Annotated in this window: 22 protein-coding genes; 6 read left to right on the forward strand and 16 right to left on the reverse strand. The window is 69.8% G+C overall.

Annotated elements, in window-relative coordinates:
• Position 1: 1 nt before the first annotated feature.
• The 11 genes from nuoH to mqnC form a co-directional block, all read right to left on the reverse strand.
• Positions 2-1,351 (reverse strand): NADH-quinone oxidoreductase subunit NuoH, encoded by a 1,350-nt coding sequence (gene nuoH / locus ACFHW1_RS16565; RefSeq protein ID WP_416556500.1) that lies wholly within the window; start codon positions 1,349-1,351, stop codon positions 2-4.
• Positions 1,348-3,891 carry an NADH-quinone oxidoreductase subunit G gene (locus ACFHW1_RS16570; RefSeq protein WP_416615690.1) on the reverse strand — a complete coding sequence of 848 codons (2,544 nt, stop codon included), beginning with the start codon at positions 3,889-3,891 and terminating at the stop codon, positions 1,348-1,350. Before ACFHW1_RS16570 ends, nuoH begins: the two co-directional genes overlap by 4 nt.
• Positions 3,891-5,243, reverse strand: coding sequence for an NADH-quinone oxidoreductase subunit NuoF (nuoF, locus tag ACFHW1_RS16575; RefSeq protein WP_278173310.1), 1,353 nt, complete (start codon positions 5,241-5,243; stop codon positions 3,891-3,893). The genes ACFHW1_RS16570 and nuoF overlap by 1 nt, the downstream gene beginning before the upstream one ends.
• Positions 5,240-6,238 carry an NADH-quinone oxidoreductase subunit NuoE gene (nuoE, locus tag ACFHW1_RS16580; RefSeq protein ID WP_416615703.1) on the reverse strand — a complete coding sequence of 333 codons (999 nt, stop codon included), beginning with the start codon at positions 6,236-6,238 and terminating at the stop codon, positions 5,240-5,242. The genes nuoF and nuoE overlap by 4 nt, the downstream gene beginning before the upstream one ends.
• Positions 6,235-7,557: an NADH-quinone oxidoreductase subunit D gene (locus tag ACFHW1_RS16585; protein ID WP_282233277.1), complete on the reverse strand. Its 1,323-nt coding sequence runs from the start codon at positions 7,555-7,557 to the stop codon at positions 6,235-6,237. Before ACFHW1_RS16585 ends, nuoE begins: the two co-directional genes overlap by 4 nt.
• Positions 7,554-8,300, reverse strand: a complete 747-nt coding sequence (locus tag ACFHW1_RS16590; protein ID WP_416556502.1) for an NADH-quinone oxidoreductase subunit C — start codon at positions 8,298-8,300, stop codon at positions 7,554-7,556. The genes ACFHW1_RS16585 and ACFHW1_RS16590 overlap by 4 nt, the downstream gene beginning before the upstream one ends.
• Positions 8,301-8,331: 31 nt before the next feature.
• Positions 8,332-9,009 (reverse strand): NuoB/complex I 20 kDa subunit family protein, encoded by a 678-nt coding sequence (locus tag ACFHW1_RS16595; RefSeq protein WP_123607119.1) that lies wholly within the window; start codon positions 9,007-9,009, stop codon positions 8,332-8,334.
• Between the two features lie 10 nt (positions 9,010-9,019).
• Positions 9,020-9,385, reverse strand: a complete 366-nt coding sequence (locus ACFHW1_RS16600; protein WP_123607118.1) for an NADH-quinone oxidoreductase subunit A — start codon at positions 9,383-9,385, stop codon at positions 9,020-9,022.
• 136 nt (positions 9,386-9,521) lie between these two features.
• Positions 9,522-10,793, reverse strand: a complete 1,272-nt coding sequence (locus tag ACFHW1_RS16605) for a geranylgeranyl reductase family protein (protein ID WP_416556503.1) — start codon at positions 10,791-10,793, stop codon at positions 9,522-9,524.
• A gap of 245 nt (positions 10,794-11,038) precedes the next feature.
• Positions 11,039-11,752 carry a demethylmenaquinone methyltransferase gene (locus ACFHW1_RS16610; RefSeq protein ID WP_416556504.1) on the reverse strand — a complete coding sequence of 238 codons (714 nt, stop codon included), beginning with the start codon at positions 11,750-11,752 and terminating at the stop codon, positions 11,039-11,041.
• A gap of 460 nt (positions 11,753-12,212) precedes the next feature.
• Positions 12,213-13,403, reverse strand: a complete 1,191-nt coding sequence (gene mqnC, locus ACFHW1_RS16615; RefSeq protein WP_416556505.1) for a cyclic dehypoxanthinyl futalosine synthase — start codon at positions 13,401-13,403, stop codon at positions 12,213-12,215.
• Between the two features lie 17 nt (positions 13,404-13,420).
• Between mqnC and ACFHW1_RS16620 the strand changes: the two genes are divergently transcribed.
• From ACFHW1_RS16620 to ACFHW1_RS16635, 4 genes are all read left to right on the forward strand, one after another.
• A complete protein-coding gene (locus ACFHW1_RS16620; protein ID WP_416615692.1) occupies positions 13,421-14,881 on the forward strand; it encodes an ArnT family glycosyltransferase in 1,461 nt (486 codons plus the stop codon).
• Between the two features lie 350 nt (positions 14,882-15,231).
• Positions 15,232-15,420, forward strand: a complete 189-nt coding sequence (locus tag ACFHW1_RS16625) for a hypothetical protein (protein ID WP_416556507.1) — start codon at positions 15,232-15,234, stop codon at positions 15,418-15,420.
• 98 nt (positions 15,421-15,518) lie between these two features.
• Positions 15,519-16,838 (forward strand): glycosyltransferase, encoded by a 1,320-nt coding sequence (locus tag ACFHW1_RS16630; protein ID WP_416556508.1) that lies wholly within the window; start codon positions 15,519-15,521, stop codon positions 16,836-16,838.
• A gap of 16 nt (positions 16,839-16,854) precedes the next feature.
• On the forward strand, positions 16,855-17,016 hold the full coding sequence (locus ACFHW1_RS16635; protein WP_416556509.1) for an AAA family ATPase: 162 nt from the start codon (positions 16,855-16,857) through the stop codon (positions 17,014-17,016).
• Positions 17,017-17,042: 26 nt separating this feature from the next.
• Here the strand turns inward: ACFHW1_RS16635 and paaE are convergent, their stop codons facing one another.
• Genes paaE through paaA form a run of 5 tightly spaced genes read right to left on the reverse strand, consistent with a single transcriptional unit; the run spans position 17,043 to position 20,932 of the window.
• Positions 17,043-18,215, reverse strand: a complete 1,173-nt coding sequence (paaE, locus tag ACFHW1_RS16640; RefSeq protein ID WP_416615694.1) for a 1,2-phenylacetyl-CoA epoxidase subunit PaaE — start codon at positions 18,213-18,215, stop codon at positions 17,043-17,045.
• Positions 18,215-18,721, reverse strand: coding sequence for a 1,2-phenylacetyl-CoA epoxidase subunit PaaD (paaD, locus tag ACFHW1_RS16645; RefSeq protein WP_416556511.1), 507 nt, complete (start codon positions 18,719-18,721; stop codon positions 18,215-18,217). The genes paaE and paaD overlap by 1 nt, the downstream gene beginning before the upstream one ends.
• Positions 18,718-19,503, reverse strand: coding sequence for a 1,2-phenylacetyl-CoA epoxidase subunit PaaC (gene paaC, locus ACFHW1_RS16650; protein WP_416556512.1), 786 nt, complete (start codon positions 19,501-19,503; stop codon positions 18,718-18,720). Before paaC ends, paaD begins: the two co-directional genes overlap by 4 nt.
• On the reverse strand, positions 19,500-19,802 hold the full coding sequence (gene paaB / locus ACFHW1_RS16655; RefSeq protein ID WP_416556513.1) for a 1,2-phenylacetyl-CoA epoxidase subunit PaaB: 303 nt from the start codon (positions 19,800-19,802) through the stop codon (positions 19,500-19,502). Before paaB ends, paaC begins: the two co-directional genes overlap by 4 nt.
• Positions 19,799-20,932 carry a 1,2-phenylacetyl-CoA epoxidase subunit PaaA gene (gene paaA, locus ACFHW1_RS16660; protein ID WP_416556514.1) on the reverse strand — a complete coding sequence of 378 codons (1,134 nt, stop codon included), beginning with the start codon at positions 20,930-20,932 and terminating at the stop codon, positions 19,799-19,801. The genes paaB and paaA overlap by 4 nt, the downstream gene beginning before the upstream one ends.
• A gap of 368 nt (positions 20,933-21,300) precedes the next feature.
• Between paaA and ACFHW1_RS16665 the strand changes: the two genes are divergently transcribed.
• The gene (locus ACFHW1_RS16665; protein ID WP_416556515.1) at positions 21,301-22,287 is read left to right on the forward strand and encodes a serine hydrolase; all 987 of its coding nucleotides are present in this window, start codon (positions 21,301-21,303) and stop codon (positions 22,285-22,287) included.
• 67 nt (positions 22,288-22,354) lie between these two features.
• Positions 22,355-23,290: a hypothetical protein gene (locus ACFHW1_RS16670; protein ID WP_416556516.1), complete on the forward strand. Its 936-nt coding sequence runs from the start codon at positions 22,355-22,357 to the stop codon at positions 23,288-23,290.
• Positions 23,291-23,303: the final 13 nt, after the last annotated feature.

A 23,303-nucleotide genomic window follows, 5' to 3' on the forward strand; every position in this document is an offset into this window, starting at 1 on the left:
GTCACACCTCCTTGTCGTCGGTGGCGGGACCGACCTGGGCCGGCTCCCGTTCGGCTACCGCCCGCTTGGCCCGCGGGCTGGGCGGGACCTGCAGGTCCATCGGGGGCAGCGGGAAGCTGCCCGGCGGCCGGGAGTCGACCTGCTCCTGCAGGGTCGGCGCCGGCCGCTCCTTGCGCGTCGGCCAGAAGATCACCACGGCGAGCAGGATGGCGACCGGGATACCGATCGCGATCAGCCGGTCGTTGCGCTCCCAGCCGCTGGTCACCCGGATCCCGCCGAGGGCCAGGATCCAGGCCAGGTTGATCGGCAGCAGCACCTTCCAGCCGAACCGCATGAACTGGTCGTAGCGCAGCCGGGGCAGGGTGCCACGGAGCCAGACGAAGACAAAGATCAGCGCGATCACCTTGCCCATGAACCAGAGCATCGGCCACCAGCCGCTGTTCGCCCCGTCCCAGATGCTGATCGGCCAGGGGGCCCGCCAGCCGCCGAGGAACAGCGTCACCGTCACCGCCGACATGGTCACCATGGCGACGTACTCGGAGAGCATGAACAGCGCGAACTTCAGCGAGCTGTACTCGGTCATGTAGCCGGCGACCAGCTCGGACTCCGCCTCGGGCAGGTCGAACGGTGCCCGGTTGGTCTCCGCCACCGCGGCGATGAAGAAGATGATGAAACTGGGCAGCAGCAGGATCGCGTACCAGCCCGGGGCGTACAGGTCGAACCCGGCGATCGAGGTGAACAGGTCACCGCCGGACTGGGCGGCGACGATCCCGCTGGTCGACATGGTGCCGGCGGTCATGAAGACGCCGACCACCGACAACCCGAGCGCGATCTCGTACGAGATCACCTGCGCCGTCGAGCGCAGGCCACCGAGCAGCGGGTACGTCGACCCGGACGCCCAGCCGCCGAGCACCAGCCCGTACACACCCATCGACGAGCAGGCCAGCAGCACCAGCACCGCCACCGGCACGTCGGTGACCTGAAGTGGGGTCCGGGTGCCGAAGATGCTCACCATCGGCCCGAACGGGATCACCGACAGCGCGGTGACCGCACAGATCACCGAGATCGTCGGGGCGAAGAAGTAGACCACCTTGTCCGACGCCTTGGGGAGGATGTCCTCCTTGAAGGCCATCTTCAGCCCGTCGGCCAGGGTCTGCAGCAGGCCGAACGGGCCGGCCTGGTTGGGGCCGGGACGGACCTGCATCCGGCCGACCACCCGCCGCTCGAACCAGACCCCGAGCAGGGTGCCCAGCAGCCCGAAGACGAAGGCGAAGACCACCTTGATCAGGATCAGCCACCAGGGGTCCAGCCCGAAGTCGGACAGCGTCGGTTCCTGTGCCAGTGGGTTCACCGCAGACCCCCTAGGTTCGGGTTCGTCGCGCCGTTGTGGCTGATCCGCCCGTTGCCGTCCGATCCGGCGACCGTGCCGTCCGAGCCGGTGGCGGCGCTGACCTTGACCAGTGCGCCGGAGACCGCGCCGAGGCTGCGGCGCACCGTCGAGCCGGGTGAGTTCGTCGGTAGCCAGACCACCCCGTCGGGCAGCAGATCGGTGACCGCCGCCGGCAGGGTGACCGCGCCCCGGTCGGTGCCGACGGTGACCGGGTCCCCGTCGGCCACCCCGAGCGCCCCGGCCAGCGACTTGGCCAGCCGGACCACCGGCGGCCGTGCGGTGCCATCCAGGTAGGGGTCACCGTCGGTGAGGGTGCCGAGGTCGATCAGGTGGTGCCAGGTCGCCAGCACCGCCTCGCCGGCACCCGGGCTGGCCGGTGCCGTCGGGTCGACCAGCGGCAGCCCGGGACGCTGCGCCTTGGTGGCCGGCAGCGCTCCGAGCTCCCGGCGGATCAGGTTGACCTCGCCGGTGCCGAGTGCGACACCGAGCTGGGCGGCGATCGCGTCGAGCACCCGGGAGTCGGCCATCGCGGTGGTGGTCAGCACTGCCTCGAAGGTGCGCAGCCGGCCCTCCCAGTCGAGGTAGCTGCCGGCCTTCTCCACCGCCGGTGCCACCGGCAGGACGACGTCCGCGCGGCGGGTCACCGCGCTGTGTCGGATCTCCAGACTGACCAGGAACGGCACCGCGTCGAGCGCCTGCTCGGCCAGCCGCGGGTCGGCCAGGTCGGCCGGATCGACCCCGCCGACGACCAGTGCGCCGATCTGGCCGGCGGCGGTCGCCGCGACGATCGCGTCGACGTCGCGGCCCGGCTCGGACGGGATGGTCCCGGCGCCGATGTCCCAGGCCCCGGTCAGCTCCGCCCGCGCGGCCGCGTCGGCGACCGGACGGCCGCCGGGCAGCAGGTTCGGCAGGCAGCCGGCGTCGACCGCGCCCCGGTCGCCGGCCCGGCGTGGCACCCAGGCCAGCTTTGCGCCGGCCCGCTCGGCGACCGCGCCAGCGGTCGACAACCCACCGGGTACGGTGGCCAGCCGCTCGCCGACGAACAGGATCGCGCCGGACCGGCCGAGCGCCTCGGTGACCGCGCGGTCGTCGGTGAGCAGCCGCGCCTCGTCGCCGGGCACGGTCGGCACCAACGTGGCGCCCAGCTTCTCCAGGCCCCGGCTCAGGTACGGGGCCAGGGCGATCACCCGCAGCCCCTTCTTGGTGTACGCCTTGCGCAGCCGCAGGAAGAGGATCGGGCACTCCTCCTCCGGCTCCAGCCCGGCGATCACCACCACCGGGGCCCGCTCGATGTCGGCGTAGGTGACGTCGGACCCGCCGGCCACCCGGGCGGCCAGGAAGTCGGCCTCCTCGGTGGAGCCGGCGGTACCGGTGACCGGTCGGGCCCGGAAGTCGATGTCGTTGGTGCGCAGCGCCACCCGGGCGAACTTGGCGTACGCGTAGGCGTCCTCGACGGTGAGCCGACCACCGGTGAGCACCCCGACGCCGTACGCCCCGTCGCGGGCGTTGCGCAGCCCGTCGGCGGCGACCGCCAGGGCCTCGCTCCAGGACGCCTCCCTCAGCTCACCGGTGTCGGCGTCGCGGACCAGCGGGGTGGTGAGCCGGTCGGTGGCGGTGGCGTAGCGGAACCCCCACCGGCCCTTGTCGCAGTTCCACTCCTCGTTGACCGCCGGGTCGTCGCCGGCCAGCCGGCGCATCACCTTGCCGCGCCGGTGGTCGGTGCGCTGCGCGCAGCCGGCCGAACAGTGCTCGCAGACGCTCGGCGAGGAGACCAGGTCGAACGGGCGGGCCCGGAACCGGTACTGGGCACCGGTGAGCGCCCCGACCGGGCAGATCTGCACCGTGTTGCCGGAGAAGTAGGAGTTGAACGGCACGTCGCCGTCGCCCTCACCGTCCGGTGTCGGTTCCGCGCCGAACGCCTCGTCCCGGTAGACGTTGATCTGCTCGCCGGAGGAACGGTCCATCAGGTCGATGAAGGCGTCACCGGCGATCTCCTCGGAGAACCGGGTGCAACGCTGGCAGAGCACGCAGCGCTCGCGATCCAGCAGCACCTGGCTGGAGATCTCGACGGGCTTCGGGTACTCCCGCTTGTGTTCGTGGAAGCGGGAGTCCGGCCGGCCGGTCGACATCGCCTGGTTCTGCAGCGGGCACTCGCCGCCCTTGTCGCACATCGGGCAGTCGAGCGGGTGGTTGACCAGCAGCAGCTCCATGATCCCCTGCTGGGCCTTCTTGGCCACCTCGGAGGTGAGCTGGGTGCGGACCACCATGCCGTCGGCGACGGTCTGGGTGCAGGAGGCAACCGGCTTACGCTGCCCCTCCACGTCGACCAGGCACTGCCGGCAGGCGCCGGCCGGGGCGAGCAGCGGATGGTCGCAGAACCGGGGGATTTCGATGCCCAGCTTCTCGGCGACCCGGATCAGCAGTGCACCCTTGGGCGCGGTGACCTCGACGCCGTCGATGGTCAACGTCACCGTCTCGGTGGTCTTGGCTACCTCTGCCATTAGTGCGCACCTACCAATGCTTTCTCCGACAGCTTCGGTGCCGTGCGGCCCTCGATGTAGTCGAGGTAGTCCTGCTTGAAGTACTTCAGCGAGGACGTCACCGAGCTGGTCGCGCCGTCGCCGAGGCCGCAGAACGAGCGGCCGAGGATGTTGTCGCAGGTGTCGAGCAGGGTGTCCAGGTCCTCGTGGGTGCCCTGACCGGCGAGGATCCGCCGAAAGACCCGCACCATCCAGTAGTTGCCCTCCCGGCACGGGGTGCACTTGCCGCACGACTCGTGGTGGTAGAACTCCAGCCACCGGTAGGTGGCGTACACCGGGCAGTCCTGGTCGGAGAAGATCTGGGTGGCGGTGGTGCCGAGGATCGAGCCGGCGCCGGCCACCCCTTCGAAGTCCAGCGGTACGTCCAGGTGCTCGGCGGTGAGCAGCGGGGTCGACGACCCGCCCGGCGTCCAGAACCGCAGCTCGTGACCGGGCTGCATCCCGCCGGCCAGCTCGATCAGCTCGCGCAGGGTGATGCCCATCGAGCACTCGTACTGCCCCGGGTTGGCGATCCGGCCGGACAGCGAATAGATCATCGGGCCGGACGACTTCTCCGTACCCATGCTCTTCCACCAGGCGGCGCCACCGAGCACGATGTACGGCACGCTGGAGATGGTGCCGACGTTGTTGACCACCGTCGGGCAGGCGTACAGGCCGTGGGTGGCCGGGAACGGCGGACGCAGCCGGGGCTGGCCACGGAACCCTTCGAGGGAGTCCAGCAGTGCCGTCTCCTCGCCGCAGATGTAGGCACCCGCCCCGCTGTGCACCACCAGGTCCAGGTCGAACCCGGAGCCGAGGATGTCCTTGCCGAGATAGCCGGCCCGGTACGCCTCGTCGACCGCGTTGCGCAGCCGGCGGGCGGCGTGCACCGCCTCACCCCGGATGTAGATGTAGGCGCGGCTGGCCCGGATCGCGTACGAGGCGATGATGACGCCTTCGACCAGCGAGTGCGGGTCATACATCATCAGCGGCAGGTCCTTGCAGGTGCCCGGCTCGCCCTCGTCGGCGTTGACCACCAGGTAGTGCGGCTTGCCGTCACCCTGTGGGATGAACCCCCACTTGAGGCCGGTGGGGAAGCCGGCCCCGCCCCGGCCGCGCAGCCCGGAGTCCTTGATCAGCTTGATCAGGTCGTCCGGGTGCACCGGGTCGGCGTCGCGGCCTCGGCCGTCCGGCGTACCGGTCAGCACCTTGCGCAGCGCGGCGTAGCCGTCGAGCTGCTGGTAAACATCGATCTTCCAGGCATCCGGTGACAGCCAACGCTTAGTCAGCACCGGGGTCAGCTTCTGCAGGGTTTCCGGTCGCGGCTGGGTCATCGGGTGCCCTCCTCGCTGCGCGCGTCCCGCAGCGACCCGCGCTGTGGCTGCGAGTTGTCGCCGGCCGGTTTGGCGTCACCGGCGGGCGGGTTGGCGGCGGCGCCGGCCGACTCGGCGGCCTCGGCGTCGCTGTCCGGCTCGGCCCGGTCGGTCGGCACCGTGGTGCCGGGGGCGTCCGGGGCCGGGGTCTTCGCGTCCGGGGCGCGGGTCTCGGCGGCCCGAATCTCCGGCGACTTGGCCTGTGGTGCCTTGACGTCCGGTGCGGTGCTGCCGGTCGCTGCCGGCGCCGGCCGGCTGGGTGCCGGGGCAGGGGCGTCGCCGCTGATCGGCGTGTTCGGGTCGAAGCCGGCGACCGAGACGCCGTGCTGCTGGGCCAGCCGCAGGCCGCGCAGCGTTGGGTCGCCGGCCGGTCCGTCGGCGACCGCGCCCTCACGGGTGTCGGAGAAGCCGGCCAGCTGCAGCGACATCTCCTTCAGCGGGCACAGCCGGGCACCTCGGGTGGGTGCCGGGCGGCCGCCGGCGCGCAACTCCTCGACGACGCCGAGCGCGACGTCCGGGTCGACCTTGTCGAAGAAGTCGTAGTTGACCGTCATCACCGGGCCGTAGTCGCAGGCGGCCAGGCACTCGGCGTGCTCCAGGGTGATGGTGCCGTCGGCGGTGGTCTCCTCGTGCCCGACCCCGAGGTGCTCGCTGAGCGCGTCGTACACCCGCTGGCCACCGAGCACGTCGCACATGGTGTTGGTGCAGACGCTGACCAGCCAGTCGCCGGTGGGCCGGCGCTTGTACATGGTGTAGAAGGTGGCGACCGCGCTGACCTGGGCCTTGTTGATGCCCAGCGCTTCAGCGCAGAACTCGACGCCGGCCGGCGAGACGTAGCCCTCCTCGGACTGCACCAGGTGCAGCAGGGGCAGCAGTGCCGACCGGGAGCGATCCGCCGGGTAGCGGGCGATGATCTTTCGGGCCCGGTCGTGCGTTTCCTGACTGAAGCCCATCAGCGGTCACACCCACCCATCACGGGGTCCAACGAGGCGCCTCCGGCGATCACGTCGGCGAGCAGCCCGCCCTCGGCCATGGCCGGGATCGCCTGGAGATTGACGAAGCTCGGTTCTCGGTAGTGCACCCGGTACGGCCTGGTGCCGCCGTCGGAGACGGCGTGCACGCCCAACTCGCCGCGGGGCGACTCGATGCCGACGTACACCTGGCCGGGCGGCACCCGGAAGCCCTCGGTCACCAGCTTGAAGTGGTGGATCAGCGACTCCATCGACTGACCCATGATCTTGGCGACGTGCTCCAGCGAGTTACCCATGCCGTCCACGCCGATGGCCAGCTGCGCCGGCCAGGCGATCTTCTTGTCGGCGACCATGATCGGACCGGGCTTCAGCCGGTCCAACGCCTGCTCGATGATTTTCAGCGACTCGCGCATCTCCGCCATCCGGACCAGGTAACGGCCCCAGACGTCGGCGGTCGGCGTGGTCGGCACGTCGAACTCGTAGTCCTCGTAGCCGCAGTACGGCATGGTCTTGCGCAGGTCCCAGGCCAGGCCGGCGGAGCGCAGCACCGGCCCGGTGACGCCCAGCGCGAGGCAACCGGTGACGTCGAGCACCGCGACGTTCTGCGTCCGCTCCAACCAGATCGGCTGCCCGGAGAGCAGGTCCTCGTACTCCTTGAGCCGCTTCGGCATCACCTTGAGGAACTCGCGGATCTTGGCGATCGCCTCGTCCGGCACGTCCTGGGCGACCCCGCCGGGCCGCACGTAGGCCATGTTCATCCGCAGCCCGGAGACCAGCTCGAAAATCTCCAGGATGTACTCGCGCTCCCGGAAGCAGTACAGCATGATCGAGATCGCGCCGAGCTCCAGGCCGGTGGTGCCCAGCCAGATCAGGTGCGAGGAGATCCGGTTGAGCTCCATCATCAGCACCCGGATGGTGTTCGCCCGCTCGGTGACGTCGTCGGTGATCCCGAGCAGCTTCTCCACCGCCAGGCTGTACGCCGTCTCGTTGAAGATCGGCGCCAGGTAGTCCATCCGGGTGACGAACGTGGTGCCCTGCACCCAGTTGCGGTACTCGAGGTTCTTCTCGATCCCGGTGTGCAGGTAGCCGACGACCGTCCGGGCCTCCCGGACAGTCTCCCCCTCCAGCTCCAGCACCAGGCGCAGCACCCCGTGCGTGGACGGGTGCTGCGGCCCCATGTTGACGATGATCCGCTCGTCGGTGAGCGGGTCCGTACCGCCGACCACGGTGTCCCAGTCGCCACCGGTGACGGTGAAGACCTTGCCCTCGTCGGTCTCGCGTTCGGTTGCGTATCCGGCCGTCATTGGTAGCTCCTCCGCTTGTCCGGCGGTGGGATCTCGGCGCCCTTGTACTCCACCGGGACGCCGCCCAGCGGGTAGTCCTTGCGCTGCGGGTGACCCTCCCAGTCGTCCGGCATCAGGATCCGGGTCAGCGCCGGGTGGCCGTCGAAGACGACGCCGAACATGTCGTACGTCTCCCGCTCCTGCCAGTCGGCGGTCGGGTAGACGGCGGTGACGCTCGGCAGGTGCGGATCCTCGGCGGTGACCGCCGCCTCCAGCCGGACCCGGCGCCGGTAGGTCATCGAGGTCAGCTGGTAGACGACGTGCAGCCGACGCTCGTCGGCACCCAGGTAGTCCGCCCCGGACACCGAGGAGCAGAGCTCGAAACGCAGCGCCTCGTCGTCACGCATCACCCGGCAGACCTCGGCGATCCGCTCCGGCTTGATGTGCAGGGTCAGCTCACCCCGGTCGACCACGACCTTCTCGATCGCATCGGCGAAGGCCGGGTACGCCTCCTCGAGGGCGTCGCACACCTCGTCGAAGTAGCCGCCGTACGGCCGCTCGGTGCCGGCCACGCTGGACCGGCGGCGGACCAGGCCGCCGAAGCCGGACGTGTCGCCGGAGCCCTGGATGCCGAACATTCCCCGGCCGGCCCCGCTGGCCGGTGGGAACTCGGCCGGCGCGCCGCTGGTCGCCCCGACCGGCGGGGCGGCGGCAGGTACGCCACCGCCCGGCTGCTCACTGGGCGCGTTGGTCGGCCCGGTCACTGGATCGTCCTTTCGCTGGTCGAGGCGGGAATCACTTCAGCCGCTCCCGGGCGTGCAGGTGGTTCTGGGCCTTCATCCAGTTCTCGATCCGCAACTGCTCCTCGCGGCCTTCCCGGACGGCCTGCTCCCACTCGGCCCGGCGGGCCTTGTCGGAGCGGTACGACGACGGCATCGCCCCGGGCGCGACCACCGGCACGTCACCGCGGGCCCGGCGGGCCTCCAGCATCTTGCGGCCGTTCGGGCCGAGCGGCTCGTGGCCGATCTTCTCGCGCAGCTTGAGAACCGCGTCGATGAGCATCTCCGGACGGGGCGGGCAGCCGGGCAGGTACATGTCGACCGGCACCACGTGGTCCACGCCCTGCACGATGGCGTAGTTGTTGAACATGCCGCCGCTGGAGGCGCAGACCCCCATCGACAGCACCCAGCGGGGCTCGGCCATCTGGTCGTAGATCTGCCGCAGCACCGGGGCCATCTTCTGGCTGACCCGGCCGGCGACGATCATCAGGTCGGCCTGCCGGGGCGAGGCCCGGAACACCTCCATGCCCCAGCGACCCATGTCGTAGTGCGGGGCACCGGCCGCCATCATCTCGATCGCGCAGCAGGCCAGGCCGAAGGTCGCCCCCCAGACGGAGGTCTTGCGGGACCAGTTGACCAGCTTCTCCACCGAGGTGAGCAGTACGCCGGCGGGGAGTTTCTCCTCGATTCCCATGGTTCCTCCGTCAGTCCCAGTCGAGCCCGCCGCGCCGCCACTCGTACACATAGGCGACCGAGACGGCGACGATGAACAGCGAGACCGCGACGTAGCCGAACGCGCCGAGCGGGTCCAGCGAGACCGCCCACGGGATCAGAAAGATGATCTCGATGTCGAAGATGATGAACATCATCGCGGTCAGATAGAACTTGATCGGGATCCGACCGCCGCCGACCGGCTCCGGGCTGGGCTCGATCCCACACTCGTACGCTTCGAGCTTGGCCCGGTTGTAGCGCAGCGGCCCGGCCAGCCGGGCGGCCGCCACCGAGAACAACGCGAAGGCCGAGGCGAGGGCGAACACCCCGACGATGGGTATGTAAGGCGAGAGCGACATGGGTTTCTCCTGCTCGTCCTTCCCTGCCCGCGGTCAGTTTCAGCGATCTGTGATGTCTCCCGCCGGGACCGGGCGTCGTTGCCCCATCCTGGCGACTACTGCGGTGGGCCGACGGCCCGGGGTGCTGCCGGCGGCCTCACACGGCCGGAGCCACCTTGGTCATCGCGTTGATCATCCGGTCCATCGCGTCCCCGCCACGCGGATCGGTCAGGTTCGCCAGCAGCTTCAGCACGAACCGCATCAGTGTCGGGTGCGGCATGCCGTGCTTGGTAGCGATTCGCATGATTTGTGGGTTGCCGATCAACTTCACGAAGATGTTCCCGAGCCGGTAGTAGCCGCCGTAGCGAGCCTTCAGCTCGTTCGGGTAGTGCGCCAGCGCCCGCTCCCGGTCGACGCCGGCCGGCCGGGCCAACGCCTGCACCGCCACCTCGGCGGCCAGCTCACCGGACTCCATCGCGTACGCGATGCCTTCACCGTTGAACGGGTTGACCATACCGCCGGAGTCACCGACCAGCAGGACTCCCCGGGCGTAGTGCGGAACCCGGTTGAAGCCCATCGGCAGGGCCGCGCCGAGAATCGGGCCGTCGGCGTTGGTCTCGTCGGCCAGCCCCCAGTCCGGTGGCGTGCTGCCCAGCCAGTCGGTCAGCATCCGCCGGTAGTTCGTCTTACCGAAGGCGCTGGACGAGTTGAGCACGCCCAGACCGACGTTGACCCGACCGTCGCCCATGCCGAAGATCCAGCCGTAGCCGGGCAGCAGCTTCTCGCCGCCCTCCCGGCTGCGCAGCTCAAGCCAGGACTCCAGATACTCGTCCCGATGCCGCACCGGCGACCGGTAGTACCGCCGGACCGCGACCCCGATCGGCCGGTCCTCGCGCTTGGCCAGCCCCATGGCGAGCGGGAACCGGCCGGACACCCCGTCCGCGGCGACGATCAACGGGGCATGGAAGGTGACCGGCTGCTTGTCCGGGCCGACCTCGGCGGTCACGCCGACCGCCCGCCCGGTGGCGTCCAGCACCGGAGCCACCACGTTGGTGCCGGTGTGCAGCACCGCGCCCGCCTCGACCGCCTGTCTGGCCAGCAGGTCATCGAAGTCCAGTCGGGTCCGGACCAGGCCGTAGTTGGGGAAGCTGGCCAGGTCCGGCCAGTCGAGCTCGAGCCGGATGCCGCCGCCGATCACCCGCAGGCCACGGTTGCGCAGCCAGCCGGCCTCGGGCGAGGTGTCGACACCCAACTTGATCAACTGTTTGACGGCACGCGGCGTGAGCCCGTCACCACAGACCTTCTCCCGTGGGAAGGTGGTCTTCTCCAGCAGGAGCACCCGTACGCCGTGCCGGGCAAGGTGGAAGGCGGTCGCGGAACCGCCAGGGCCCGCCCCGACGACGATCACATCGGCTTCGGTCTCGCTCACAGCCACCTCCCGTTCGCCTCCCAGTCGCTCGTGAAATGCTTCACAAGCCGTCTCGCAGGTGAGTCTAGAACCGTTAACAGGGCGGCAATCGGTTAGGCGACCCTAACCCTGCGAGGTAGCGACCTCGGCGGGTGACCGACGACCCGGAATCACCCATCGACGGACACCGAGGAGTAACCGACCCGTCGCCCGAACACCCGGATCCGGCGTACGGCAGCACGGCGCTACTTCCAGGTGGCACGGCGCTACCGCCGGGTGGCGCGGTGCAGCGCCACGATTCCACCGGTGAGATTGCGCCACTGCGCCGACCGCCACCCCGCCGCCGTGATCCGCCCGGCGAGCGCTGCCTGGTCCGGCCACTGCCGGATGGACTCGGCCAGATAGACGTACGCGTCCGGGTTGCTCGCCACCGCACGGGTCACCGCCGGCAGCGACCGCATCAGATAGGACAGGTAGAGCGTCCGGAAGGCGGGACTGGTCGGCTGACTGAACTCGCACACCACCAGCCGTCCGCCGGGCCGGGTCACCCGGGCCAGCTCGGCCAACGCGGCGTCGGTGTCGACCACGTTGCGCAGCGCGAACGAGATGGTCACCGCGTCGAAGGTGGCGTCCCGGAACGGCAACGCCAGGGCGTCCCCGGCGAGCAGTGGCACCTGCGGACGGGCCCGCCGGCCGGCCCGCAGCATACCGAGCGAGATGTCCGAGCCGACCGCCCACACGCCACCCCGGCCGAGTTCGGCGGTGGAGACGCCGGTGCCGGCGCCGACGTCGAGCACCCGGTCGCCGGGAAGCAGGTCGAGCGCCGCCCGGGTGGCCCGGCGCCACCGGCGGTCCTGGCCGAAGGAGATCACCGTGTTGGTCAGGTCGTACCGGCCGGCCACGCCGTCGAACATCGCGGCGACCTCGGCCGGCTGCTTGTCCAGGCCGGCGCGCAAGACCGGCGGCGGGTTGTCAGTCACGCCCGACCACTTTGCCAGCCGCGCGTCCCGACCTGCGGCGCGGGGCCGGCGACGAGGGTGACCGAGGTTACACACACTACGGGCGAGGTGGGTTGAACCACCTCGCCCGTAGTGCCGTGCGTTATGTAGACGGCCCCCTCGGACCGCTGGAGTACGGCTCCGGCGACCACCGCCCTGGGGGACGTGACCTGCGACGACCAAGGGACGGCGTCGCGGCGCGGGCGGCTGCCGGAACGTTGTTGACAAGGACGTTAGCGGCCGGCGGAAAGCTTCGCGCCCCTCGTGATCAACACGTTATGGCCCCTTGGCCTAAGGTTCGCGCCACCTCGCCGCATCGACAGCGCTACCCGCCACGACCGGCCGACCACCGGCCCACCCGCCAGCCGAGAAGGGCTGACTGATCGGCCTCACCAGCCACCCGATCGGACGAATCCGGACCGGTCAGTGCGCGTCCGGTCGGTCAGCGCGCGTCGACCAGCGGCAGATCGCGACGGGCCCCGCCATTGGGCAACGCGATCGACGAGAAGTGCGACACCACCCGCTCGTCGGTCGGGTCGTCCGCCGGATCACGGTGCACAGCGAGGTGGTGGTACTCGGTGTCCCGCTGGGCGGGGATCCGGCCCGCCGAACGGATCATCCAGATCAGCTCGTGCAGGTTCGACCGGTGCCGGGCACCGGCCGAGGAGATCACGTTCTCCTCCAACATGATCGAACCGAGATCGTCGACCCCCATGTGCAGCGCCAACTGCCCGACGTCCTTGCCGGTGGTCAGCCAGGACGCCTGCAGATGCGCCACCTGGTCGAAGAAGAGCCGGGAGACCGCGATCATCCGTAGGTACTCCAGGGTCGTTGCCTGGGTGCGGCCCTTGAGATGGTTGTTCTCCGGCTGGTAGGTCCAGGGGATGAACGCCCGGAAACCACCGGTGGAGTCCTGGACGTCCCGGATCATCCGCAGATGCTCGATCCGCTCCGCGTTGGTCTCCCCGGTGCCCATCATCATCGTGGCGGTCGACTCGATGCCGTGCCGGTGCGCCAGCTCCATGACCTCCAGCCAGCGCGCCCCGGACTCCTTGAGCGGGGCGATCGCCCGGCGGGGCCGGTCCGGCAGCATCTCGGCGCCGGCGCCGGCGATCGAATCCAGCCCGGCGGCCTTGATCCGGGCGATTGCCTCGTCCAGTGATACACCGGACACCTTCGCCATGTGCAGGATCTCGCTCGGCCCGATCGAGTGGATCACCAACCGGGGGTACGCCGCCTTGACCGCGCCGAACAAGTGCTCGTAGTACTCCACCCCGAAATCGGGGTGGTGGCCACCCTGCAGCATCACCTGGGTAGCGCCCAGCTCGACCGCCTCGCCGCAGCGACGCAGAATCTCCTCGATCGGGTGGGCCCAGCCCTCGGTGTGCTTGGGCGCCCGGTAGAAAGCGCAGAAACGACACGCGGTGACGCAGACGTTGGTGTAATTGATGTTGCGATCGATCAGATACGTCACGACGTTGTCCGGGTACCGGCGACGGCGGACCGCGTCCGCGGCCTCACCGAGGGCGTGGAACGGCGCTTCGGTGTAGATCAGCAGCGCCTCCTCGGCGGAGATCCGCCCACCGTCGGCGCCACGCTGCAGGATGCTGTCGATCTCCCGGCTGGTAGTCACGCATGAAGCGTACTGCCATGTCGAGGGAGGGGCAGAGCAACCGGATGACGCCACTGCGCCGCCACCTGCCCCTGGTGATCCTGCTCGCCGCCGGTCTCGGACTGCGGATCGCCTACCTGGTCGCGTATCAGCCGGCGTTCTGGTTCCACGGCGACAGCGGCGAGTACCTGCTGATGCTGCAGCAGCCGCTGGAGCCGCACCCGAACCGGCCGATCGGCTACGTGCTGCTGCTGTCCGCGCTACAGCAGACCCGGACGCTCGCCGCCGTCGCGGCCGTCCAGCACCTGCTCAGCCTGCTGGTCGCCGTCGGCCTGTACGCCCTGCTGCTGCGCCGGGGCGTGGTCCGCTGGCTGGCCACCCTGGCCGCCGTACCGCTGATCTTCGATTCCCTGGTCCTCACCATGGGGCACTACCTGCTGCCCGACCTGATGTTCATGGTGCTGTTCGCCGCCGCCGTCGGGGCGCTGCTCTGGCCGCCCCGCCCCGGTCCGGTGGCGGCCGTCGTCTCCGGCGGGCTGATCGCCGTCGCCTGGGTGACCAAACCCACCGCGCTGCCGGTCGCCCTGCTACTCGCCGGCTACCTGGTGGTACGCCGGGTCGGCTGGCGGCCGGTGCTGGGCTACCTGCTCGCCTTCGGTGTGCCGTACGTCATGGTGATGGTCTGGATCGGCGACCGGCAGAGCGTCTACAGCGCGCAGAGCGGCACCGCCCTGTACGGCCGAGCCGCGATGATCGCCGACTGCGACCGCATCGAACTGACCGCCGAGGAGCGGATCGCCTGCCCGGACCAGCCGCTGGACCAGCGGTGGGACCGGGCCGACGCGTTCTTCTGGCGGCGGCCGGCCCGACTCGGCGACTGGGTGTACACCCCGGAGGGTGCCCAGGTGCTGACCAGCTTCTCCCGGTCGGTGATCAGCCAGCAGCCCGGTGACTACCTCGCGGCGGTCGGCCGGGAGAGCGCCGCACACTTCGTCCCCGGCCTGTACCTCGGGCCGATGAACGAGTGTCTGCGGCAGCGCCTGGTGCCGCCGGTCCGGTTCCGCTCCGCCGACCTACGGGTCGAGCAGAACTGTCCGCCGGCCCAGGCGTCCAGCGGGTTCCAGGCGGCGGTCGCCGAGCCGGTCGTCGCGGACCCGGCCACCCCGCTGACCCGGGCGCTGCACCAGTACGGCACCTGGACCCGGGGCATCCCGGTGGTGATGTCGTTGGCGGTGCTGCTGACCGTCGCGGCGCTGGCCGCTGGGCGGCGGGTCACCGGCTGGATCCGGCTCGACACCGTACTGCTGGTGGTCGCTGGGCCCGGGTTGGCCGTGTTCACCGTGGCGATCGGCATGTACGAGCCCCGGTACGCGTTGCCGGCCCTGCCACTGGCGGCTGCGGCAGCGGCCCTGGCGGCTCAGGGTCTGATACATCGTCGACCGCTGGCCGGTGCTCCCGCTGTCGGCGGGTCGGCCGAGCAGAGCGGAACGATCGATTGAGCGGCTGACTCGCATCTCGTCTGGGCCAGGCCGCATAACTCGAACAAACCCGAGAATGAGTCACGAAAAGCATTCAAGAATGCGATCGCGGCGCAGATGAACTCACGTTTGTCTTGTGATTTCCAAGCGATGCTACATCTAGCGCTTTGTCGTCTACGCAACTACTCTTGGCTGCGGCCGAACGGGGCGCCGCCCGGTCACCACCTTCGGCCGGCACCACAACAGTCAGTCGGCCTCCGTACTCCCCATACACCAACCGGACCCCCGTCCGGACGTGCCGCCAATACCGATCTCGGCTGACCATTGTGCTCGAAATCCCCCTATCCGCCCGCAGTCAAGGAGACAACGTCATGTCTGGTGATTCCCTGCCGCGGACCGGCGCGAACGCTGCGGTCACCATCGGTGGTGTGGCCGGTCTCGGACAGCTCAGCCTGCCGCTGCCCCTGGTGATGGCAGCCACCGCAGTAGTAATGATCATCTTCGGAGCGGTTCTCGTCCGGTTGTCGTTCCGTCGAGGTCGCTCCGCCGCCCATCGATGACCGCGACCCTCGTCAGGGGTCGGATCCTCACCGCCGCAGCATTCCTTCTGGCGGCAGTAGCGGCATGGGCGGCCCACCATGCGTTTGCAGCAATCGGCTTGCTTAGCGCAGGCAGCGGGCATCAGTTCGCCGCGATCTACGTCCTGATGTACGGACTGCTGGTGTGGCAGTTGGGATTTGCCTACCTCAACCAGCCCTACCAGGTTGGCCCGGCCAGGCAGCGGCTCCTCGACACGCTAAAGGTGGCCGCGTTGGTCCCCGCGTACAACGAGGACCCGGCCGCGCTGCGCGCATGCCTCGAGTCCATGATCGGTCAACGACGACGGCCGCAGACGATCGTCGTGGTGGATGACGGTTCCACCACCGGCGACGTCGGGTACGCCGAGATCCGCACCTGGTTCAAGCGGGCAGCCAGCGACAGCGGCATCCGTCCGGTATGGCTGCGCCAGGACAATGCCGGCAAGAGACACGCGCAGGCGGCCGGGGTCGGCCAGGCGCCGGACGCAGATGTGTACTGGACGGTCGACTCGGACACGATCAGCGACCCGGAAACTCTCAACGAGCTACTCAAACCCCTCGCTGACCAGACGGTGCAGTCCGTCGCCGGGATCGTGATGGCAGCCAATGTTCACGCATCGTTCCTGACCCGGTTCACCGACCTGTGGTTCGTCACCGGCCAGCTGACCGATCGGTCCAGCCTGTCAGTTTTTGGGGCGGTCTGGGTCAACTCGGGGCCTATCGCCGTCTACCGGGGCCAAGTGATCCGCGACAATCTGGACAGCTATCTGCATGAAAGGTTCGCGGGACGTCGCGTGCCGTTCAGCGACGACTCGATGCTGACCCTGTTCGCCATGCTGCGCGGCCGAACCGTGCAACAGCCCAGCGCGTTCGCCTTCGCGCTGATGCCGGAGCAGACCGGCCACTTCCTGCGGATGTTCATCCGCTGGATGCGCGGATCGTTCATCCGGTCACTGTGGCGAATGCGATACCTGCCCTTGCGGTCGTGGGCGTACTGGCTACACCTGATCCGATGGGCGACGACACTACTGTCCACCGCACTGTTCCTGACCATCGCGGTGGTACTACCGATCCGGGAACCCTCGCTGACCGCGCTACCCTGGCTCATCTGTGTGCCGATGGCAATCGGCTACGCACAGTGCCTCCGCTACCTGGCGATCCGCCGGTCCGACCAGTCGACGGCGTACCAGTTGGGGACTTGGATGCTCGCCCCGGTCGCAGTGCTCTGGGCAATGCTGGTACTGCGCGTCGCTCGGTGGTACGGCGTGGTCACCTGCTGGAAGACCGGGTGGGGCACCCGAAAGACGGTCGAGGTCACGTTGACCGCCCCGTCAATTCCCGAGCAGCGGACCGCCCACGTCGAGCAGCCCTCCAAAGCCGGTGCCGAGGTGGTCTCCTGACGCTAGCCTGCATCCCATGCGACGGGTGTCGGTCATGGGGGCACCAGGCTCAGGCAAGTCCACCCTGGCCACCGAATTGGCCGTACGGCTCGGTGTGCCGCACATCGAGTTGGACGCCCTGTTCCACCAGCAGGCCCGCCAACTGCTCGACCAGCTCGGTCGACGATCATCCCGGTGACTCACGCCAGGCGTCGTAGTCGGCAGTCAGGCGTCGTAGTCGACGGTGAGCGTCGGCGTGGTGGGCGTTGACTGGCAAGTCAGCACGTAACCGGCGGCCACCTCGTCCGGCTCGAGGGCGTAGTTGCGGGCCATCGTCACCGCGCCATCGACGATCTTCGCCCGGCAGGTCGAGCAGACACCACCCTTGCAGGCGTACGGCAGCTCGGACCGGACCCGCAGGGCCGCATCGAGCACCCGCTCCCCCGGCCGCGTCCGCACCGTCGACGCCCGCCCGTCGAGCAGTACGGTCACCTCGGTGCCGCCCACCGCGTCGGCTCCGGTCACCGCGTCGGCTCCGGTCACCGCATCGGCTTCGGTCACCGCATCGGCTTCGGCCACGGCGTCGGCACCGGCCGGCGGCCCGTCGCTGGCGTGGAAGAGTTCGCTGTGTACGGCACCATCCGGCACGCCCCACTCGGCGAGCACCTGCCGGACCGCCATGACCAGCCCGTATGGTCCGCAGAGAAACCATTCGTCTACTTGATCGCCCGGCACCACGGTGTCCAGCAGCCGACCGAACCGGGCGGCGTCGATCCGCCCGGTGAGCAGCTCCGCGTCCTGCGTCTCGCGGGACAGTACGTGCACGACCTGCAGCCGGTCCGGGTACCGGTCCTTCAGGTCGGCGATCTCGTCGGCGAACATCACGGTGTGCGCGGACCGGTTGCCGAAGACGAGGGTGAACCGGCTGCCCGGCTCGGTGGCCAACCCGGTGGCGAGCAGGGACAGCACCGGCGTGATGCCGGAACCGGCGGCCAGCGCCCCGTAGTACCGGCTCCGGCCCGGCTCGAACCCGGTGGTGAAATGCCCGAGCGGCGGCATCACCTCCACGGTGGTCCCGGCGGCGAGTTGGCGCACCGCGTACCCGGAGAAGGCGCCACCGGCGACGTGCCGCACGCCGATCCGCAGCCGGCCGTGGTCGGCGAGCTCCGCCGGGGTCGAGCAGATGGAGTACGAGCGGCGAATCTCCGGGCCGCCGGCCGGGTCGACCAGCCGTACCGTCAGATGCTGTCCGGCCTGGAACCGGTACGCGTCGCGCAGCTCGGGCGGTACGGCGAAGGTGACCGCGACGGCGTCGGCGGTGAGCTGGTCGACGCCGGCGACCGGGAGCGGATGAAACACCGGGCGCCGGCGCGCCGGTCGGCTGATCGTCACTGCCATCAGAACGCCTTCATCTGCTCGAACGGCTCGGCGCACTCCTGGCAGCGCCACAGCGCCTTGCAGGCAGTGGCACCGAATCGGCTCAGCTGCTCGGTGCGCGGCGAGCCGCAGGCCGGGCAGCGTACGGCCAGTGGGATTGGCACTGGCCCGACAGTGGCCGGCGACGGTGGGGCGATCCCGGCGGCGGCGAGCTTGTGCCGGCCCGCCTCGGTGATCCAGTCGGTGCTCCACGCGGGCGCCAGCTCGGTGACGACCGCGACGTCGGTGAAGCCGGACCGGTGCAGCGCCGCCCGGATCTCGGCCCGGATCAGCTCCATCGCCGGGCATCCACTGTAGGTGGGGGTGACCGTCACCCGGACCGCGCCGGTGGCCTCGGTGACCTCGACGGTACGGAGGATGCCGAGCTCGGCGATGGTAAGTACGCGGAGCTCCGGATCGACGACGGCTTCGACCGCCGCCTGGGCGACCGCGCTGGCCCCGCCGACGGCTGCTGGGCGTCCGGTCACCATCGCGCACCCGGGTGGGCCCGGTGCACCACCTGCATCTCGGCCAGCAGGTAGGACAGGTGCTCGGTGTGCCGACCCAGCCGACCGCCACCGGGCCGCCAGCCCTTACCGTCGCCGCCAGCGGCGGTGGACCCAGTGTCGGCGGGCACGGTCAGGGTGGCTTCGGCAAGGATCGGACCGACGACGGCGAGCCAGCCGGCCCACAGGTCGGCGATTCCGCTACCGGGCACCGGGGCGACCAGCTCGTGGGTGTACGGCCAGAGTTCGTCGACCGCGTGCTGCATGCGGCGGTGCGACTCCTCGGTGCCGTCGCCGAGCCGCAGGGTCCACAGCCGCGCGTGGTCGAGGTGGTAGGCGGACTCCTTGGCCGCCTTGCCGGCGATCGCGGCGAGCCGCTGGTCGGCGCCGGCGCTCAGCACGGCGTAGAGCCGGACCTGGTACGCGGCGAGGAACAGCAGCTTGCCGATGGTCACCGCGTAGTCGTCGTCCGGCAGCTCCACCAGCAGGCAGTTGCGAAACTCCTGGTCGGAGCGGAGGAAGGCCAGGGTGTCCTCGGTGACCGGCTGGTCGGCCGGCGCGGCCGGCACCGCATCGGGGGTGAGCTGCTCGGCGGCGTACGACAGCAGCAGCCGGGCCACGCCGAGCTGGTCGAGCGCGATGTTGGTGAGGGCGACGTCCTCCTCCAGCTCGGGGGCGCGGGCGCACCACGCGGCCAGCCGCTGGGCGGTGATCAACGCGTCGTCGGCCCAGCAGAGCAACTGGTCGGGGGGTGTCGTGGTCACAGGTGCCGCGCCCCGTCCGGCACCTGGTAGAACGTCGGGTGCCGGTAGACCTTGTCGGCCGCCGGGTCGAAGAATGCGTCCTTCTCGTCGGGGCTGGACGCGGTGATCGACTCCGCCGGTACCACCCAGATCGAGACGCCTTCCTGCCGGCGGGTGTACAGGTCGCGGGCGTGCCGCAGGGCGAGCGTCGCGTCCGGCGCGTGCAGGCTGCCGACGTGGGTGTGGGCAAGCCCCCGCCGGGACCGGATGAAGACCTCCCACAGCGGGGTGGGCGGAGTCCGGGCCGGTTCGCCGCTCATCCGGCACCCGCTCCGACCGGCGCAGCGCCCACTCCGGCCGTCGCGGCGCCGGCTTTCCGCCGGCCGGCCTGCTTCTCCGCGTACGCCCGGGACGCCTCGCGGACCCAGCCGCCGGCGGCGTGCGCGGCCCGCCGGTGGGCAAGTCGCTGCCGGTTGCACGGCCCGTCGCCACGGATCACCCGGAGCAGTTCGTCGTAGTCCGGCGGGGTGAAGTCGTGCGCCTGACGCTGCTCGTCCCACCGTAGGCCGGGATCGGGCAGGGCGAGCCCGAGCGGGCCGACCTGCTGGACACACATGTCCACGAAGCGTTGGCGCAACTCGTCGTTGGAGAACCGCTTGATCTTCCAGCGCATCGATTTTCCCGAATGGGTTGAGTCGGCGTCCGGCGGCCCGAACATCGCCAGCGACGGGTACCACCAGCGGTCCACCGCGTCCTGGGCCATCTGATGCTGAGCCGGGGTGCCGTGCGCGAGGGTGTGCAGGATCTCGTAGCCCTGCCGCTGGTGGAACGACTCCTCCTTGCAGATGCGGATCATGGCGCGGGCGTACGGGCCGTACGAGCAGCGGCACAGCGGGACCTGGTTGATGATCGCCGCGCCGTCCACCAACCAACCGATCGCGCCGACGTCTGCCCAGGTCAGCGTGGGGTAGTTGAAGATGGAGCTGTACTTCTGCCGGCCGGCGAGCAGCAGGTCGACCAACTCTTCCCGACTGACGCCGAGGGTCTCAGCCGCCGCGTACAGATACAGCCCGTGGCCGGCCTCGTCCTGGACCTTTGCCAGCAGGATCGCCTTGCGGTGCAGGCTGGGTGCCCGGGTCAGCCAGTTGCCCTCAGGCTGCATCCCAATGACCTCGGAGTGCGCGTGTTGCGCGATCTGCCGGATCAGTGTGCGCCGGTAGCCGTCCGGCATCCAGTCGCGCGGCTCGACCTTCTGGTCGGCGTCGATCATCTCGATGAAGTCCCGGTCGGGATCAACCGGTTTGTCGGGACAGGTTGGATTGTCGGCGGCGCGTGGGCCGGGGATCCGGCCGCGCAGCGCCGCGTCGCGCAGGGCAACTTCGGCGGCCTCGACCTCGTCGAGAATCCCGCCGCGGGCGCCACTCACCGCCTGAGGGTCGTCACCGTCCACCGACACAGTGTTACAAGAAACCCCAGTCACAGCCAAGCCCTGTAACAGCACTCGCGAAATCTTCACTGTCAGAGATAGGAGCAACACAGTGAGTGACTAGATGTGCGGCAATGAACGCGACTTTTATCCACTTATTATCAAGAAAATACTCAGCTATTCGGACAAATCATCTGTATTCGTCACTCAGTTCCGAAGATCTCCGGCGCGCGAGGGCTGGCACTCCGAGATTCGCCCCGTAAACTGCCCAATGGCGCGGCGGCGTCGAGGCGCGCACCGGCCCCACCTGACGCACGATTGCCGGAAGAACCCGTAACCCGCCAGAGCACCGACGAGCTGACATCACCGATCACTCCCCGGAGCCGCCTTCCATGAGTTCACGCGTGACACTCACTGTCGTGTTGGCAGCCCTGGTGGTCGGTGCCGTTCTGGTGATCCCCACCGCCTCGGCCCGGTTCTTCGGCGGGACCGGTTCGGACGCCAACCGGTCCGCCGTCGAGCTGATCGATCCGACCCTCGCCATGGCCGAGTCCCCCGAGCCGCCTGCCGTTCCGACGTTGCGGGCCGTACCGGTCTCGGTCCCGGTCGACGGTTTCATGACCTGGGCGCTGCTGGACCGCGACAGCGGCGAGATCGGCGGCTCGGCCAACATGACCGAGACCAGTTCCACCGAATCGATGATCAAAATCTGGATCGTCGCGGACTACCTACGGCAGCTCGATGACGCCGAGCCTGATTCGGAGATTCTGCAGCAGGCCAGCCTGGCCATCCGCGACAGCGACGACCGGGCCACGGACCTGCTGTTCTACCAGGCCGGCGGCGAAGACGTGCTCGCCCGGATGATCGAGATGTGCGGCCTGCAGCAGACCCGGATGGTCGTGCCGCCGGAGAAGGACAACGTCTGGTGGAGCTACACCCAGATGTCCGCCCGCGATGCCGTGCTGATGGGCGAGTGCGTCAAGAACGGCACCGCCGCCGGCCCGTTGTGGACCGACTGGGTGCTCGACGAGATGTCCAAGGTGCGGGGCGGGATCGCCGCGTCCGAGCAGGAACCCACCTCCGGCGGTGGCCGCTGGGGCATCATCGATGGACTACCGGAGAGCCTGTTGCGGGAGTCGCCGGTCGGCATCAAGAACGGCTGGACGCTGATCTGGGCGGACGGCATGTGGCATCTCAACTGCCTGGCCGTGCACGACGACTGGGTCCTCGCGGTGATGACCCGTTACCCGGGCTCTTACGGCCTCGAGTACGGGGCGGGCATCTGCCGTGAGGTGGCCCGGCAACTGGTCACCCCACACGCTGGTGCCGCCATCCAGCCAGCCGCCGTACTGCCGACCTCGGCGACACCGACCAGCTGAGATGCCACCCACCTCCTGGTTTCCGAGCGGCCGCCCACTCCGGCTCCTGGCCCGCCGACCGAGCGGCGTGGCCCGCCACGCCCGAGCCGGGTGGCGTACGCCGTTGATCGTGCTCGGCGTAGTCGCACTGGCAGCCGCTGGTATCGCCGGGTTGCGGCTGGTTCCCGACGCGCCGTTGGCCGCCGCCGACGAACAGCGGGCCGACCAGCGGTCCCGCTGGCGTCAGCCGACGGCCGGCCCGAGCGAGAGCCCAACCCCGGAGCCCGACCCCACGCTGTCACCGCTGGCCGTCGCGCCGACCACGGTACGGCTGGACGGCATCGACGGCTGGTGGTCGTGGGCGATGCTCGACCAGCGCACCGGCGAGATCCACGGATCGGCCAACCTGGCCGAGACCAGTACCACGGCGTCGCTGATCAAGGCGTGGATCGCCGCCGACTACCTGCGTTCCTCAGCCGAAGCGGGCCGGTCGCCGAGCGACTTCCGGATGCGGCAGCTCGAAATCATGATCAGGGACAGCGACAACCAGGTCGCTGAGGAGCTGTGGCAGGAGATCGGCCGAACCGCGGCGACCGAGCGGATGATCCGGATCTGCGGGCTCACCGACAGCCGCAGCTCGACCGAGAACCGGTGGAGCACCACCCGGCTCTCCCCCCGCGACGTGGCCCGGCTCGGAGCGTGCATCACCGATGGCCGGGCGGCCGGCGCCGAGTGGACCGACTGGCTGCTGACCGAGATGCGCAGCGTACGCAGTCCAGGCGATTTCGGGGTGATCGAGGCATTCCCGGCAGACGAAGCCGACGGGATCGCCATCAAGAACGGCTGGGTGATCCGCGACGACGAGGGGAATTGGCACGTCAACTGCCTGGCGATCGGCGACGGGTGGACCATCGGGGTGATGACCCGGTTCCCGGCCGACCGGCCCTTCACGTACGGCGGGCAGACCTGCCGTGAGGTGGCTCAGCAGTTGCGGGCAGCGGCAACCACCTCGACCGGCGGCTGAGCCGAGGAGGGCG

Source organism: Micromonospora sp. LOL_014, from assembly GCF_048060245.1.
Lineage (GTDB): Bacteria > Actinomycetota > Actinomycetes > Mycobacteriales > Micromonosporaceae > Micromonospora_E.